Here is a 16,180-nt window from a genome sequence, read left to right as displayed (position 1 = left end):
GTAATCATTAAAGCAATTAAGTAGTGATTAAATCAATTAACATCAATTAAAGATGCCATCGGATCTGTTTCCGGTGGCATTTTTTAGCCTTATAATGATTAAAAATATTGAGGGGGCATTAATATGATAACTGCTAAGATTGAACAATACTGGGAACAATTTCTAAATACTACTGCGTTGTACAACGTGGATTACTTTGATGTTTATTCTGATGGAAATGGGAAAAGGCAGGCTGACAAGCTAGCTAAGTTAATCGCTAATGGGGTAAAGACTACCTCTTCATCGGCAGTTGGATTATACGCTCCTAATAACGAAGATGTTCCCAAAGTGGGGGACTACAATGTCATTTTAGATGGATCTGAATCGCCGATTTGTATTACACGAACTGAATCGATTGAGACAATAGCATTTGATCAAGTGTCAGCTGAAAATGCTCATCAAGATGGTGATCGTTCTTTAAGGCATTGGAAAAGGACTCATTTGAATTTGTTTAAACGTGAATATGCAAAAATTGGCCAGCGTTTTAATCCCCAAATGCCGTGCCTGTTTGAAAGATTTAAAGTCGTTTATAAATAAATTAAAAAACTAATGTTAATGGATGACTAAATAAAAAAATTGCGCTGCGATTGCAGCACAATTTTTTATTTACGTTAATCTAGTTGACTAATCATGAAGGCACTTCCGATTACCAGAATTAATCCAATAATGGTAAATGTAAGTTCCTTTTTATTTTTGTGTTCGTGGAGAATAACAATTCCACCTAATGTAGAAATGATAACGTTTAATTGGGTTAGTGGAAAGGCGGTTGCAACCCCATTTAGCTTTAAAGAAGTTAAATATGCAAGCACCCCGAAACCACCAGCAATCCCAATTGAAGTACTCTTTAATGTCGGCTTAGTAAAGAATAGTGGTTTATGATCTTTACTTTGCATGTACAACCCAAGTACTAATGCACCAAAGAACATCCCAAGGGTTTGTGGGAATAAACTAGATAAACCGGCTGCATTTGGGACCCGTGGAAACACGGAACAAGCAGTGTAACCTAATGAACCAACAATTAAGAGGGTTAACCCAGATTTGTAATCCATTTTAGGTCTTTCAACACTACCATCTTGAATACTGGTTAATGTGATTCCAACAATTAGAACTAAGATGCTGATAAAACCAATCATTTTAGAAGTTGCTGAACCCCATTCACCCCAGACGATAACCCCAATTAATGGAATTTCCACTAATTGCAATCCAGTTGAAATTGGCATTGCGGTTGAGACATTCATCTTTGTAAATGCAGCGAACTGCATTAATTGTGCAATTGCCCAAAGTGCTCCTCCAGCAAAACACCAAATGAAACCACTTAGCGTTAACTCTGGCCTAAAGATAAGATAAAGCACTAAACCAACGGCTACTTGACCATAAACGGTCCCCATTAGTTGGTCAATTGGACGTCCTCCAGCGATGGTGGCGATTAGCGGACCAATCCCCCATAAAAGTGCTGGTAAAATTCCAATTAAAATTGGCATATAAAACCTTCCTTAATAATAAATTTTAAAAAATACTAACAATCTAATTATATATTATTTTAAAGTGATTAGTAAATTAATTCCAATCTTTCTTAATTATTGAACAATCGAATGTAAGCATCGGCATCGTGATATTGACCATTTGAGAAAATATGATCTTTTAAGACGGCTTCGTGAACAAACCCTAATCTTTGGGGAATTGATCGACTTGCGATATTTTCAACATCGGCAATTACGGTGATTTTATGCAACTGTAACTCTGGCTGGACGTTAATGATCATTTGTTTTAATGCATTCGTCATAATTCCGCGCCCCTGCACAGGACTTGATAGCCAATAACCAACTTCAGCTGAATGATTATCATTATTAATGTTATGTAAATCAATCATGCCAACAGGTTGATCGTTATAAAGAATTACGAATAGGAATAATTTAGAATCAACGAATTGTTCCCGTGCAAATTCTAAGAAGTTAGCCTCATCATCAGGCCCCTCCATTTCAGCAGCCCATGGTAAATATCGGGCAAGTGATTCACGATCTTGGTCAATTAATGCATAGAGTGGTTTTGCAAATCGAATTTCTGGCATTGCTAACTTAATCTCTGCATTATCTAAATTAAAAGTACATAGATTCATCATCATTAATCACTCCGCATCCAAATATTGTTTCATTGATTTTACTACATCTTTTGCTACAGTGTTACGATAATCTGCGTTACGAATGTATTGGAGATCCTTTGAATTATCCATGAAGCCCATTTCAATCAGTACGGCGGGCTGCTTATTGTTACGGAGAACGAGGTAGTTACCAAAATCAATGCCACGATTGACCAATGGTAGGCCTGAAAAATTATTATTTAAAATTTCGGCAAAAATATCGGCATTATTGTGATATTTAAAAATTTGAAAGCCAGTTGCGTCATTAGCAACGTTGGAGGAGTTATAGTGAAAACTCATGAATAAATTAGCTTTCGAATTATTAGATAAATCAGCCCTTTCTTGAAGACCAACTGTTTTATCAGTGGTCCGACTCATAATTACCCGTGCATAAGTCGGTCTGAGTAAATCACGAACCCGAAGTGCAAGTGGTAAGGTGTAGGTTTTTTCCTCATTATCAGCACCACTACCAAAATGTGATAGGGTCCCAGTATCCTCTCCGCCATGGCCTGGATCCAACACAATTGTTGATTCAGCAATTTTATTTGCTGTTTTAGCATTGTATTTAGTTTGATTGATCAACCACGAGGCAACCCAACCGGTGTGGCCATTAGCTTTTACATACCACCAGTCTGTCTCTGCGTTCTTTTTAATTACTTTTAAGCGCGTTCCATTCTCAATCCGACTAACTAACTTAGATGATATCTTAGGGTTCGATCTTAAGTTGATTGAATGAGCGGTAACTAGTGGACGTGCAAGGTAAATTCCAGCTTCAATAACGATGATTCCGACAATACAAGCAGTAATAATTAATCGAATCATCCAAACACCTGGGGAAGCTGATAAAAAAGAACGGATTTTTTTATTCATAATCTTTGCCACCCTTGTAATTTTCAAGTAAAATGTTAATGATTGGTTAAATAGAATAATTTTAACCTTATTTAAGATTATCTAGCAAATACGATATTAAATCAATTTTTATTGCTTTTGGGGGCAGTATAAATTGAAGGAGTGAACATTTTATAATGTTTAAATTTGTTAAGAGATCATTGATGGGCTTAGTTGTTGTACTAAGCATGGTGTTTGTTTTAGTAGGGTGTAGTAGCTCTAAGAGTGAAAGTAGTAAGGGAATTCACGTTGTGTCTTCCGTTGATTTTTATGGTGATGCTGCCCGTGCTGTTTTGGGTAACCACGGGACTGTTAAGTCAATCATCACCAAATCAACGATTGACCCACATGATTTCCAACCAACTGCACAGACCGCAAAACAAGTTGCTGGAGCTGACTTCGTTATTTACAATGGATTGGGATACGATTCATGGATGAAGAAGTTAACTAGCAACGGACCAGATGATTTAACATCTGTTAATGTCGGTAGTTTGATGGGCAAACAAACTGGTGACAATCCACACATCTGGTATAACAGCAAGACGATGCCTACGTTAGCTAATAAGTTAGCAGCTGAATTCGGTAAGAAAGAACCTAAGTACAAGGATGAATTCAAGAAGAATGCTGCTAAGTACATTAAGTCACTTGACTCAAATATGAAGTTGATTGATGAGCTTAAGGATAATGCTAATAAGGCTAACAATAAGCTAGTTGGGGTTAGTGAACCAGTTTTCGATTACTCATTACAAGAAATTGGTTACAAGGTTGCTGATAACGGCTACGCTAAGTCAGTTGAAAAGGGGACTGATCCATCACCATCCGATATCAAGGAAATTCAAAATGATATCAAGTCCAAGAAGATTGCATTCTTTGTTGATAATAGCCAAGCCAGCGACAAGGTTGTTCAAAACCTCGTTAAGATGGCTAACCAATACAAAGTACCCGTTCTTAAGGTTACAGAAACAATGCCTGATGGAATGGATTACAAGGATTGGATGGCTTCTCAATACAAGAATCTATTAGCAATTCAAAAGGAGAAATAGTATTGAAATCAAAAGTGTTAACTGTTCAACATCTTGATGTTGCTGTTGATGACCAAACTTTGATTAATGACCTTTCATTTTCTATTTATGGTGGCGCACTTACTTGCGTGACTGGTGAAAATGGAGTTGGGAAAACAACCTTGGTAAAGGCATTATTAAAGTGTAAACGGCATCAGACAAAACAGGTTCACTTTTTGGTTCGGCCGGATCAAGTCCAATATGTTCCACAATTTCGGAACATTGACGATGATTATCCGATTAAAATAAAGGATTTTGTGAGCCTTAGCTTGCAAAATTCTTTTTTGCCATGGTTGACTAAATCAGAAAAAAGCCGAATTCAAAAAGTGCTTGATATGACTAAACTAACTGAAATTGAAAACGAACCTTTGGGACGGGCTTCGGGTGGACAGAAGCAACGGGCCTATTTAGCACAGGCGTTAGTTACTAATCCAAAACTATTAATTTTAGACGAAACTACTGCTAGTTTGGATAAGGATTCTAGAATCTATCTTCTTCAAGTGGTGGTAGATATTATTAAACGAACTGGAGCTGCTGTAATGTTTATTACCCACGATCCTGAATTGATTAAACGGTTTGGTGACTATAATTTAGAAATTGCAAATAAGCATGGTGTGATGCATGAAGTAAGGGGGGGCCAAGCATAATGTTAGCTTACGCATTTATGAGGTATGGCTTCATTGCTAGCTTCTTTATATCGATTTTATGTGGGTTCATGGGGGTTTTTGTTGTCTCCAGAAAAACTTCCTTTTTTACCCACACTTTGTCAGAAATTGGATTTGCTGGAGCAGCATTTGGATTATTTCTGGGTACTTCACCTGTAATTGGAATGCTGATCTTCACAATTTTAAGTTCCTTAATGATTGGGACTGTCGGTAATCGAGTTAGTCGACGTGAATCTTCAATCAGTGTGTTTTCTGGATTATTCATTGGATTAGGGATTTTATTTCTTTCATTAGCCAATACCCAATCTAGTTATGCAACGAATATCTTATTTGGTAGCATCGTTGGGATTGGGGTTAATGATTTAAAAACGTTAATTATTTTAAGCGTGATTATTATTATTGCGATTTTACTAATCTATCGAAGACTAAAATACAATTCTTTTGATGGGACGGGTTCTCATTTTAATGCAGGGTATGACACCCTGATTTCAATTATCTTTTTGATCCTATTAGCTTCAACGGTTAGTGTAACTGCTCAAATCGTTGGATCATTATTAATTTTTGCGTTATTGACGATTCCAGCATCTGCTGCAAAGTTTTTTGTGCATAATGTTTGGGGAATGATTTTGCTAACTTTTATCTTTTCATTGGTTGGGACCTGGGCTGGATTATATTTCAGTTATATTACAGATTGGCCAGTCAGTTTCTTTATAGCAGCGATAGAAAGCGCTTTTTACCTAATTGCAATTGGTTACGATAAATTAAAAAATCGTGACTAAGGTTTATTTTATAACACAATTTGGTATACTAATTACAAAGTTCTTTTACCGTTCAGGAGGTAACATTTAAAGATGAAAACATACCAAAAATTAATTCCAGTAGCGATTCTAGGTTTACTATTAGCTGGCTGTGGAAGTAAGAATAGTGATAATCAAAATGCGTCAATGAAAAATAGCAGTAGCAAGACACACGTGGTTAAGAAGAGTGCAGAGAATTCATCAAAAGCATCCTCTAGTTCTTCTAGCTCAGAAAGCACAAGTGACAGCATGAGCAACAGTTCATCAGAAAATGCAGGTAGTGATAGCCAGGTTTCTTCAAAGACTTACGCAAGCGAAGAGGCTGCTAAGAACAAGGTCGGTTATCAATCAAAGGCCTCAACTTCTGGATTACCAACTGTTGATTTAGGCAGTGGAATTACTGGTGTTAAGGATGCTGGTGCCGGACAAGTGTTCGTTAGTTTTAACATGGGACGGTGGTCATTAACAGTACGTGGGACTGAAGTGAACACCAGCGATACCGCTACTCCTGCAGCTAAGCAGATGGTTGCTTACTTACAAAGCCATACATTACCAATTCCAAGCGGTTACGGGCATGTAAGTGCGGATATTGACTCTAATGAAACAACAGTTAAATGGCAAGAAGGCAAGACTGTTCACACCGCGACTGGAAGTACTCCAGAAACAGCAATGCAATCGGCAATTGACGCTAAATAATTAATAAAAAGGGATCCTAGATATGAAGAAGATAAGACATGTACTAACGAAAGCAGGACTAGTATTATCAACTGGAATCGTAACCTTAGGGCTGGTTAACGTTGCGAAATTAGGAAAACCCAGCTTTACAGCACACGCTTCTGTTCAAATGAATCCAGCGTATGATTTGTCCGAATGGCAAAATGCGCTAACCGATTCACAAGTTCAAAAGTTAAAAAATGAAGCTAGTTTTGTGATTATTCGAGTTCAATATGGCAGTAATTATGCTGATCGCGTTTATCAAAATAACCTTAAATTGTTAGATAAATACGATGTGCCATATGGTGTGTATAGCTATAGTCTGTATAATTCTGTTGCTCAAGCACAGGGTGAGGCCCAGACACTTTATAATCGGGTGCCGAATGCACGATTCTACGTTAATGATTTGGAACAAACGAACGGAATGAATAGTGCCACACTGGATGCTGCGACATCATCTTGGGCAGCAGAAATGCGGACGTTGACGACTAGACCAATCGTTTTATACAGTGGGCTTTACTTTATGAGTAATACCATTGGTAATTCTAAAAATGACTATGATACTTTATGGGTAGCATCTTATGGGGCTGGTGAACCTGATCCTTCATATACCTATGGATTATGGCAATTCACTGATAGTGAATATAGTACCGCTTTGAATCAAAAGGTCGATGCCTCTGTGATTCCAGATGGTGGGAAGCCAATGTCATTTTGGGTTGGTAGTGGCGCAACTACTTCCACAGCAAGCAGCTCTGCAACTGTTACCAGTAGTGCGGCTTCATCCGCTAACTCTGCTGGTTCATCTGCAGCTTCTTCCGTTAGTTCTGCAGTTGCTTCTTCAAGTGCTAGTTCAACTTCTAAATCTAGTTCTGGGACCACTTCATACAGTAATAACACAACTACCGATGGTTCAAGTGTAAGTAAACATTCGATCAGTACCAAGAAGAAAGTTACGATTAACGTCATGAAACCAAAAGTTAATAGTAAGGTTTATTACTCTTCGAAGAAGGTTAAAAAAGTTAAGGTGATTGCTAAAAATGGAATTTATATCTACAATAGCTCAAATCACCGTGTAAAACACGTTAAGAGCGGCACGATTCTAGACGTTAGTTCCTTTAAGCAACAGGGAACTAAGACAATTACAATTGGCTTAGATGGAACTCACTTTACATCGAATAAGAGTTTTATTAAAGCAGTTAAGTAACATCAATACATTTAGTTATGATTAAATAACTAAATGTATTTTTTTTATCATTTTTAACGTTGATTTAGCAATGGTTATGAATAATTGATTGCATTCAGGTTAGAAAAGATTAAAAATAGATGTTGACAAGATTATATTATGTGTGTTTAAATGTACTCATCAAATAAAAGAGAGGAATTTTCTTATGACTAAAATAACTAATCACTTCGAATTTAGTTGCTGTTGCTTTGCTTGCTGCATGATTTAGCAACGTTTGTATTCTTGGATACAGGCGTTGCGTCGTCTGTATCTAAGTGAAGTTATTTTAGTGAACTCAGTTAGATGCAATAAGTTAAGTCTAACTGGGGTTTTGATTAGTTTACGGGCTAGTTGAAATTAATTTTAAGAAAATTCGCTTCTTTTTGTGGCCGAATTGAAACTTTAAAATATTCACCATCTTAAAAAAGACCAGTTAGACGATTTATCAGTCTAATTGGTCTTTTTTTTGAAATTTTTTGGAGGAAGGTTGATGTTTTATTTCTACTAGTGATTTAGATCAGCGATTAGTTGACATTCGTCATTACCTACATGCGCATCCAGAGGTATCTGATCATGAATTCAAAACAACTGATTATATTAAAAATATTTTAGAGCAACTTGATTATCGGATTGTTACTCCAAAAGGTTTAAATACTGGGGTGATTGCGGAAATCGGCCCACGTGATTCTAAAATTATCATTGGACTTAGGGCTGACATTGATGCCCTACCAATTCAAGAAACAACTGGATTATCATTTGCCTCTACTAATCAAGGCGTCATGCATGCCTGTGGCCATGACCTACACATGACTGGTTTACTAGGGGCTGCTTATTTATTCGCAGAACACCGCAATGATTTAAAGGTCAAACTAAGGTTGATCTTTCAACCCAGTGAAGAAATTCATACAGGGGCAAAGCAGGTGATTGATGCTGGTGGGATTGACGGGCTTTCAGCGATCATTGGTTTTCACAACAAACCCGACTTAAAAGCTGGTGAAGTTAGTATTTTAAAGGGTGGTCAAATGGCTGCCGTTGATCAGTTTAAAGTGACCTTCAAGGGGAAGGGAACCCACGCTGCGATGCCGCACTTAGGAAATGACCCAATCGTTGGCTTAGCAAGTACGATTACCGCCCTCCAGACGATTGTTAGCAGAAATGAAGATCCTAAAAACACATCCGTTTTATCAGTTACCCACGTTGCAGCTGGTAATACTTGGAACGTCTTACCAGAACAAGCTAGCTTTGAGGGGACTAATCGTAATTTTAATTTAGATGCTCAAAAATTAGCGAAGCAACGTTTCTATCAAGTCGTAAATGGTCAGGCAGCATCGTTTAACTTGGCTGTTGATATTCAATGGATCAATGGCCCCAAGGTGGTTTTGAATGATCCGAAGCTGACCGATGTCATCATTGATGAAACGAAGCGCCATGCTAATTTCGTTGAAGGGGATCCATCAAATGCTGGTGAAGATTTTTCTGATTATACCGACAAAGTGCCGAGTGTTTTCGCCTTTATCGGCAGTGAGGGGAATTCAGACTGGCACCATTCAGACTTAGTGATTAGTGACAAGGCGATTCAAACGGCCTATGAATGGTATTACTACGGCGCACTTAGATTACAGGATGAATTTATTAATCAATAGATTGGAGATTTAAACATGAGTGATAACAAACTAAAAGCAGAAGCAGCCAAAATTGAAGTATCTCAAGATTTACAAGCATGTCCAATTGATTTTTCGAAGTCGAAGGTAGCTAACCCGAGGGCCAACGAAAAACAAAAGGACTATGCGAATGCAGGTGATAAGTCGAACTTTAATGAACGGGCTAAGTTTGCGGCATATCAAGGTCCAGCATTTCAAAATAAATTTACAGACGGGACCCTACCAGTTGAACCAGGGCGCTATCGATTAATCTGGTCTCGCCACTGTCCATGGGCAAATCGGATTGCGATCGCCATTGATTATCTCGGCTTAGACCAGGTCATCTCAAAGGGCGTTGTTGATCCATTGAGACCAGCCGGGGTTGTCGGAGATTGGTTCTTTGATCTAGATGAGAATCACCAAGATCCAGTCCTTAAGATTCATTCACTAGGCGAAGCATACAAGAAAGCTGACCCCGATTATCAAAAACGCAATACCGTTCCAGCACTTGTTGATATTCAAACGGGCAAGGTCGTTAATAACGACTACAACAATCTAATCAAGGAATTGAGCGATGCCTGGAAGGATTACCAAACTAATCAAGACGTTGATTTATATCCTGATGATTTAAAAGAGGATATTGATAATTTGAGCGATATTATTTTGATGGACGTGAACTACGCCGTCAATGAAGCGGGTCACGGGCGCTCACAAGCTGATTATAAGAAGTGGTACGACCGCATTTTCAATCGATTAGATTGGTTAGAAGACCGCTTATCCAAGCAACGCTACTTACTCGGTGACAAGGTAACCCTAGTTGATATTAACCTGTTCGTAACGCTATCCAGATTCGACCTGGTGTTCTACCAAAAATACTACGTGAACAAGAAGCGGCTAGTTGATTATCCAAACCTCTGGAACTATGCCAAGGATCTTTATTCAATCCCCGCATTTGGGAACAACACCGACTTTGATTCAATGAGAAAACGGTTCTATGAAGTTGACCATACTCCACAAAGTGACCTGCCAAGAATCATTCCGCTCGGCCCCGATGATAGCATTTGGGAAGAAGCAAACGATCGAGCTGAGAAATTTGGCAACTAATAATACGAAACGGCTGGCAGAGTTAATCTTTAATACCCACCAGGAGGATTATTTACAGACGCTGCCGATTGCTCGGGAGTGTTTGATCGACTACATTAGCTGCTTGGTGAGTGCCAGTCAGCAACCAACGGTGACTCGGTTTGCGAAACGGTTAGCGTTGAAGGATGGGCAGGCACAACTAATTGGTCAATCCCTAACTACAACGCCTGAACGGGCCGCCTTGTTCAACGGCTTTGCCGCCCATTATCTTGATTTTGACGATGTCCAATCAAATTTAAGGGGCCATTCCAGCGTGGTCATCTTTTCAGCCTTGTTGAGTTTGAACGATGCAACGGTTACCATGAATGATTTTTTATTCGCATCCGTGGTCGGGGTCGAATTTGCCGCGCAACTAGGCGCGCAATTAAACCCAGCCTATAAGTTAATGGGCTACCACACGACTGCAACGCTCGGGGTGTTTGGGGCGGTTGTTGCGATTGCAAAGTTGCAAAAATTATCAGTGGCAGAGATCGTGAGCTTACTGTCATTTGCGGCGACCCAATCTGCAGGCCTAGGAATCGAAGCGGGGAGTGATACCAAACCACTACATGCTGGGTTAGCAGCCAGTGATGCCGTGCAAGCCGCTTTATTTTTAAAGGGTAGCTTAACCACGAACCAGGATGTTTTTAACAATGAAAACGGCTGGAACATCGTGGTTGCAAACCAACCACTCGATGTCGAGCGCATTACTGCTCAATGGTTCAACCCTCCGCAAATAATTGATCCTGGAATCTGGTTCAAGCTCCACCAATTCTGTTCAGCAGCGATGTCTGGTTATGATGCTGCAAAGTTGCTTTATCAACAGGGGACGCAGCTTGCTGACATTCAAAAAGTCATCTTTCATTTCGTGGCGGGGGGCGATAAGGTGTTACGTTACACCACGCCTGCTACTGGCCAAGCGGGGAAGTTTTCGATCGAATATATCTTTTGGCAAATTTTGAAAAATGGTGATGTTGATGATCAATTGTTCGATGATCAGGTGTCAACCAACTTATTTAAAACTGAAACGAAATCCCTGTTCGCAAGGCAAAACGACCTAGTTGCTCAATCCCCTGATGACCGGCCAATTGAATTGGAAGTCCATTTAAAAAATGGGCCCGTTAAAAGAATTGCGGTTAATACGCCTAAGGGGTCTCCCAAAAATCGCCTTTCAAATGCTCAAATCTTAGCCAAATTACAAAACGCAATTGCTAATAACGGGGTCGATTTAGATGTGCAACAACTACTCACGATTTTAAAAACTGGTAGCATCAAGGACTTGAATCACGTTTTAAGGGGGGTGTGAGTGATCACAACGATCAATCGGGAAATTAAAGCGACAGAGTTAGAACAACTGAATGATTTACTGCATTCTGCATATCAAGCTGATCAAGAATTAGGGATTCATTTTAAAGCAGCAACGATCACAATGGCAGAAATGAAAGAGCAAATGGCGACGATGAAAACGTTTGTGACGGTTGATGATGAAAAGATTATTGCAACGGTTTCGGTTCGCTTGCCATGGTCATTGAATAAAAGCCCATATTTAGTACCCCATCTAGGCTGGGTGGCCACTAATGGTGATTATTTACACCAGGGTTATTCGAAAAAGCTCATTCATTGGGTCGAAGAACACGTGATTAAATTACAGATGCATTCGCCCGCTGTTACATTAGGAACGGCAGTTGAACACCCATGGCTTGCTTCTTTTTATAACGGGATTGGCTATGAACCAATTGCTACACAACGTAAATACGCTGATCACTTAACGGTTTATATGGTGAAGATCCTAGATCAGACGATCCTTGAAAGAGCAGCCCAATTAAATAATTTGGGGTTAGCTACTCTGAACAAAGGAGAGTTGAAAGATGAATTTTGATTTTAAATATTTTATTGAAGTTTTTCCAACGTTAATTGAGTTTATTCCAATTACATTGCTGCTCGCATTGTTGTCGATGATTTTAGCAACGGTATTAGGTGGAGTGATCATGTTATTGAAATATTCTAAAAACCATCCTTTGAATTATGTTGCGAACGTCTATATTTCATTTTTTCGGGGGATGCCTAGCTTAGTACAGTTATTTATCATCTACTATGGATTACCGCAGATATTTCCCTTCTTTAGAGGGTTGCCAGCATTCATTGCCGTGATTATTGGGCTGGGCTTCAAGCAATCGGCCTACCTGGCAGAAATTTTTCGGGCAGCAATCGATTCAGTCGATCGTGGTCAGATCGAAGCCGCAAAAACGCTGAACATCAAGCCTGCGAAGTTGTTTAGATACGTCGTCTTTCCCCAGGCATTCGTGAACGCATTGCCATCAACGGGGAACAGTTTTATCAGCTTGATAAAGGAAACATCGTTAGCCTTTTCGCTAGGGATTACCGAAATGTTTTCCGAAGGGAAGCTATTAGCTGGAGCTTCATTTAAGTATTTTGAAACATACTTAGCGGTTGGGATTTTATATTGGATTTTAATTATTATCTATACATTTTTACAGAACATCATTGAAAAACACATTTCAATTCCATACCAGAGTTAATCTAGCGGAGGTGAATTTAAGCTTATGAATGCAATTAATACGAAGGACTTATCGGTTGTGATCAACGGCACGCCGATCTTAAAAGATATTAACCTCCAGATTGAAAAGGGGAAGGTCACAGCAATCATTGGGCCCAGTGGAGCAGGGAAAACCACGCTTCTGAGGACTTTTAATTACTTACAACCATTCGCTAGTGGATCGATTACGGTGAATGATGTGGAGCTGACCCCTAAAACAGCCACGAAAAAATTAATTTATGAATATCGGTTGCAATCAGCAATGGTGTTTCAACGCTTTAACTTATTTAGGAACATGACGGCGGTAGAGAACGTAATGGCCCCAGAATTGTTAAATAATAAACTGAAATGGGACGCTGCACATACTAAGGCCCAGCAGTTATTGACCGAGATGGGGTTAGCCAACGTTGCTAACAACTATCCGGTGAGTTTATCAGGTGGTCAGCAACAACGGGTCGCAATCGCCCGCGCCATCGCTTCGCAACCATCGATCATCCTCTTTGATGAACCTACTTCCGCACTCGATCCAGAAATGTCCAAAGAAGTACTCAATATTATTTCCAAGCTCGCTCAACAATCCATCACAATGGTGATCGTGACGCATGAAATTGAGTTTGCCAGAGAGGTTAGCGACAGTACCGTCTTTTTAGAAGATGGCGCAGTTAAGTACCATGGATCAACTGATGAATTATTTTCTGAACATGGTCCAGACAGAATTAAGAATTTTACGAAAGAAATGCATTTTAAAAAAGTAGAGGAGTTGTCTTAATATGAAGAAAACTGGAAATCGTGGAATTATCATTAGCGCAATCGTAGCTGTATTAGTAGTAATTGCTGGGGGGTTCTTTTATTTCAACCAAACTAGCAACGGTTCCAAAAATAGTGAGAATGTAATTAAAGCGGGGGTAACGGGCACTAGTTATCCCAATACTTATAAGGCCAATGGCAAATTAACTGGTTTTGATGTCGATGTCTTAAACGATGCGGCTAAAAGAGCTGGTTATAAGGTTAAATGGGTGACTGGTGAATTCGATGGGCTCTTAGGTCAAGTTGACAATGGTCAATTAGACACGGTGGCCAATGACATCGCCGTAACTCCAGAACGGGCCAAGAAGTACAAGTTTACTGACGTTTACAATAAGGAAGAAACCGCAGTTGCCGTTGATAAGAAGTCAAGTTTGAATAACATTGATCAATTATCAGGTAAAACCGTTTCAGGAGCCTCAGCATCCAATAACTCGCAAAACCTAAAGAACTACAATAATAAGATCAAGTTTAAGATGTTTGATGCCCGTGATTTAACTTACGAAGCACTATTGGCAGGACACGTTGATGGGGTGGTTAATACCAGAAATAACCTCTCTGCTATCATCAAACAAAAGCATTATGCATGGAAGATCCTAAAGGGAAGTGCTGCAACCGTCAACGTAGCATTACCATTTGCTAAGAACAATACTGGTAAGATTGCTAAATTGAACAAGGCAATTGCTGAAATGAAGAAGGATGGGACCCTTACTAAGTTAGCTGAAAAATACTTTGGCTATAATGCGGTTCAGGGCATCAAGTAATTATGTACAAAAAAAGCGCTGGTGGAAAATCACCAGCGCTTTTTTTAGTTTTTATTTGTCAAGAATTTGACAGAATTCAATTGTTTCGTGGTTAGGTCCTAAGATGTTAAAGAACCGAATACCATGATCCCAGAATGAAGGGATGGATTGAATTTCATCGTTGACCATGTCAAAGCCTTCAGCCTTAGCAGCTTCGAAAGCCTTGTCAACGTCAGTACAGTTCATTGAGAAATGGTTGATAGCACCGTTCTTCATAGTAACGGGGTCACCTTCCCAAGTTTCAATGGTAAGGTTGTTGTATTTCATGAAAGCACAACGGTTTTCGCCATTGTGGAATAAACCTGCTTGTTCAAAGCCAAGCTTTTCGTAAAAAGCAATGGTCTTGTCTAAGTCTTTTGAAGGAATTCCAACGTGTTGGAGTCCAGTAAAGTAATCTTGTAAAGCCATCTTATTTTCCTCCGTAGAAATTAATTATTTCAAGCTTCCGTCAAGTTCAACAACTGACTTACCAGGACGCTTGTCAGAACCATCAAGCTTACCAACAACTTCGTCAAGCTTAAGAACGTTCTTGATAAGTGGTTCAACATCAATCTTGCCACTTGCCATTAATGCAAGGGAGTCATCGAATGAGTATGGGTTAATGAATGAACCCTTGATGTCTAATTCCTTTTGGAATACTTCGTAAGTGTTAACAGTGAATGTTTGATCTGGACGACCAACACCAAACATAAGGATTTGACCACCCTTACCTGCAACTTCGATTGCCTTTTCTTGAGTTTCTGGACGACCAACGGCTTCGATAACGATGTCGTATTCTTCGTTAATGTCACCAGATTCAGTGTTGATTACGTGATCAGCACCAGTAAGCTTTTGTTCTTCGGCTAACTTGTCATCGTGACGACCAGTTAAGTCAACGTGTTGAACACCGTATGCCTTTAATAATTCAACGAATAGAAGACCCATGTAACCATCACCCATAACAAGAGCCTTGTAATGTGGTTGTAAGCTAAGACGACGGATACCGTGAACCCCACATGAAACTGGTTCAGTTGAACAAGCAGCCTTTAATGAAAGGTTGGCTGGAACGTGGTATACAACTGATTCAGGAGCAGTGAAGTATTCTTCCAAACCACCATCACGAGTAACACCAACAGCTGAAAGGTCTTCAGCTAATTGTGGACGGTCAACACGGAAGTACTTGTCCTTAGGGTAGTAGATGTTAGGGTCAACTGCAACACGATCACCCTTCTTGAATTGGGTAACGTTAGCACCAACAGCTTCAACAACACCTGAGTTTTCGTGACCTAAAACGATTGGAGGAACAGCGTCTGCTGAACCTGGAAGACCGTTGTAAAGTGCGTCGTCGGTACCACAGATACCAGCGTAAGCAGTCTTAACTAAGACTTCGTCAGGCTTTGGAGTTGGAGTATCTAAATCTTGGATTTCCATTTGTTTAGTACCAGTTAATACTAATGCTTTCATGTGTAAATATCCCCTTTAAATAATATAAATTTTTTAACCAGATCGGATGACCCAGCTTCAATAACTATTTTATATGAAATAACCATTTGTTTCCAAACATTTAGCGTTTAGCACCAATTGATTACACCTATAATACTAATGATTATTGATAAATAATCAACTGCCATTTTATCTAAATATAAAGATAATTGGATTTATAAATGAATAAAGTCACATTGTTACAACATGATGTAAGCAAAGTTAAATGTTGATTTAATGCTAATGATAGTTAACAGTTTCACAAACTTT

18 protein-coding genes are annotated in these 16,180 nt (G+C 39.3%); 13 read left to right on the top strand and 5 right to left on the bottom strand.

Annotation, left to right across the window (positions count from 1 at the left end):
- Positions 1-123 precede the first annotated feature (123 nt).
- Positions 124-576 (top strand): ASCH domain-containing protein, encoded by a 453-nt coding sequence (locus tag ACSVI6_RS01020; RefSeq protein WP_491720767.1) that lies wholly within the window; start codon positions 124-126, stop codon positions 574-576.
- Positions 577-650: 74 nt separating this feature from the next.
- Here the strand turns inward: ACSVI6_RS01020 and ACSVI6_RS01015 are convergent, their stop codons facing one another.
- The 3 genes from ACSVI6_RS01015 to ACSVI6_RS01005 all read right to left on the bottom strand — a co-directional run bounded on the left by ACSVI6_RS01015 (position 651) and on the right by ACSVI6_RS01005 (position 3,046).
- Positions 651-1,520: a GRP family sugar transporter gene (locus tag ACSVI6_RS01015; protein ID WP_491720766.1), complete on the bottom strand. Its 870-nt coding sequence runs from the start codon at positions 1,518-1,520 to the stop codon at positions 651-653.
- 92 nt (positions 1,521-1,612) lie between these two features.
- Positions 1,613-2,161, bottom strand: coding sequence for a GNAT family N-acetyltransferase (locus ACSVI6_RS01010; protein WP_491719850.1), 549 nt, complete (start codon positions 2,159-2,161; stop codon positions 1,613-1,615).
- Between the two features lie 3 nt (positions 2,162-2,164).
- A complete protein-coding gene (locus ACSVI6_RS01005) occupies positions 2,165-3,046 on the bottom strand; it encodes an N-acetylmuramoyl-L-alanine amidase (RefSeq protein ID WP_491720765.1) in 882 nt (293 codons plus the stop codon).
- 155 nt (positions 3,047-3,201) lie between these two features.
- Here ACSVI6_RS01005 and ACSVI6_RS01000 point away from each other — a divergent pair, with 155 nt between their 5' ends.
- The 12 genes from ACSVI6_RS01000 (at position 3,202) to ACSVI6_RS00945 (ending at position 14,410) form a co-directional block, all read left to right on the top strand.
- Positions 3,202-4,107 carry a metal ABC transporter solute-binding protein, Zn/Mn family gene (locus ACSVI6_RS01000; protein WP_491716875.1) on the top strand — a complete coding sequence of 302 codons (906 nt, stop codon included), beginning with the start codon at positions 3,202-3,204 and terminating at the stop codon, positions 4,105-4,107.
- Positions 4,108-4,109: 2 nt separating this feature from the next.
- On the top strand, positions 4,110-4,772 hold the full coding sequence (locus ACSVI6_RS00995; protein WP_491720764.1) for an ATP-binding cassette domain-containing protein: 663 nt from the start codon (positions 4,110-4,112) through the stop codon (positions 4,770-4,772).
- Positions 4,772-5,569 (top strand): metal ABC transporter permease, encoded by a 798-nt coding sequence (locus ACSVI6_RS00990; protein ID WP_491719848.1) that lies wholly within the window; start codon positions 4,772-4,774, stop codon positions 5,567-5,569. Before ACSVI6_RS00995 ends, ACSVI6_RS00990 begins: the two co-directional genes overlap by 1 nt.
- A 72-nt stretch (positions 5,570-5,641) precedes the next feature.
- The gene (locus ACSVI6_RS00985) at positions 5,642-6,283 is read left to right on the top strand and encodes a hypothetical protein (protein WP_491720763.1); all 642 of its coding nucleotides are present in this window, start codon (positions 5,642-5,644) and stop codon (positions 6,281-6,283) included.
- Positions 6,284-6,305: 22 nt separating this feature from the next.
- Entirely contained in the window at positions 6,306-7,505 is a 1,200-nt protein-coding gene (locus ACSVI6_RS00980) for a GH25 family lysozyme (RefSeq protein ID WP_491719846.1), read from the top strand.
- Positions 7,506-8,020: 515 nt separating this feature from the next.
- Entirely contained in the window at positions 8,021-9,166 is a 1,146-nt protein-coding gene (locus ACSVI6_RS00975; protein WP_491720939.1) for an amidohydrolase, read from the top strand.
- Between the two features lie 15 nt (positions 9,167-9,181).
- Positions 9,182-10,267 (top strand): glutathione S-transferase C-terminal domain-containing protein, encoded by a 1,086-nt coding sequence (locus ACSVI6_RS00970; protein ID WP_491719845.1) that lies wholly within the window; start codon positions 9,182-9,184, stop codon positions 10,265-10,267.
- Positions 10,257-11,591, top strand: a complete 1,335-nt coding sequence (locus ACSVI6_RS00965) for an MmgE/PrpD family protein (protein ID WP_491720762.1) — start codon at positions 10,257-10,259, stop codon at positions 11,589-11,591. The genes ACSVI6_RS00970 and ACSVI6_RS00965 overlap by 11 nt, the downstream gene beginning before the upstream one ends.
- A complete protein-coding gene (locus ACSVI6_RS00960; protein WP_491720761.1) occupies positions 11,592-12,164 on the top strand; it encodes a GNAT family N-acetyltransferase in 573 nt (190 codons plus the stop codon).
- The gene (locus ACSVI6_RS00955; protein ID WP_491716867.1) at positions 12,154-12,825 is read left to right on the top strand and encodes an amino acid ABC transporter permease; all 672 of its coding nucleotides are present in this window, start codon (positions 12,154-12,156) and stop codon (positions 12,823-12,825) included. The genes ACSVI6_RS00960 and ACSVI6_RS00955 overlap by 11 nt, the downstream gene beginning before the upstream one ends.
- Before the next feature lie 24 nt (positions 12,826-12,849).
- Positions 12,850-13,611, top strand: a complete 762-nt coding sequence (locus ACSVI6_RS00950) for an amino acid ABC transporter ATP-binding protein (protein WP_491716866.1) — start codon at positions 12,850-12,852, stop codon at positions 13,609-13,611.
- A 1-nt stretch (position 13,612) separates the two neighbouring features.
- Entirely contained in the window at positions 13,613-14,410 is a 798-nt protein-coding gene (locus tag ACSVI6_RS00945; protein ID WP_491719842.1) for a transporter substrate-binding domain-containing protein, read from the top strand.
- A 51-nt stretch (positions 14,411-14,461) separates the two neighbouring features.
- On the opposite strand, the gene ACSVI6_RS00940 is transcribed toward ACSVI6_RS00945, so the two are convergent.
- Both ACSVI6_RS00940 and ACSVI6_RS00935 read right to left on the bottom strand, forming a co-directional pair.
- Entirely contained in the window at positions 14,462-14,857 is a 396-nt protein-coding gene (locus ACSVI6_RS00940; protein ID WP_491716864.1) for a VOC family protein, read from the bottom strand.
- A 24-nt stretch (positions 14,858-14,881) separates the two neighbouring features.
- The gene (locus ACSVI6_RS00935) at positions 14,882-15,892 is read right to left on the bottom strand and encodes a zinc-dependent alcohol dehydrogenase family protein (protein ID WP_491716863.1); all 1,011 of its coding nucleotides are present in this window, start codon (positions 15,890-15,892) and stop codon (positions 14,882-14,884) included.
- Positions 15,893-16,180: the final 288 nt, after the last annotated feature.

It is taken from the genome of Nicoliella sp. ESL1106, from assembly GCF_058509965.1.
The sequence above is the reverse complement of the archived record's forward strand: the minus strand, read 5'-3'. Positions and strand labels throughout refer to the sequence as shown.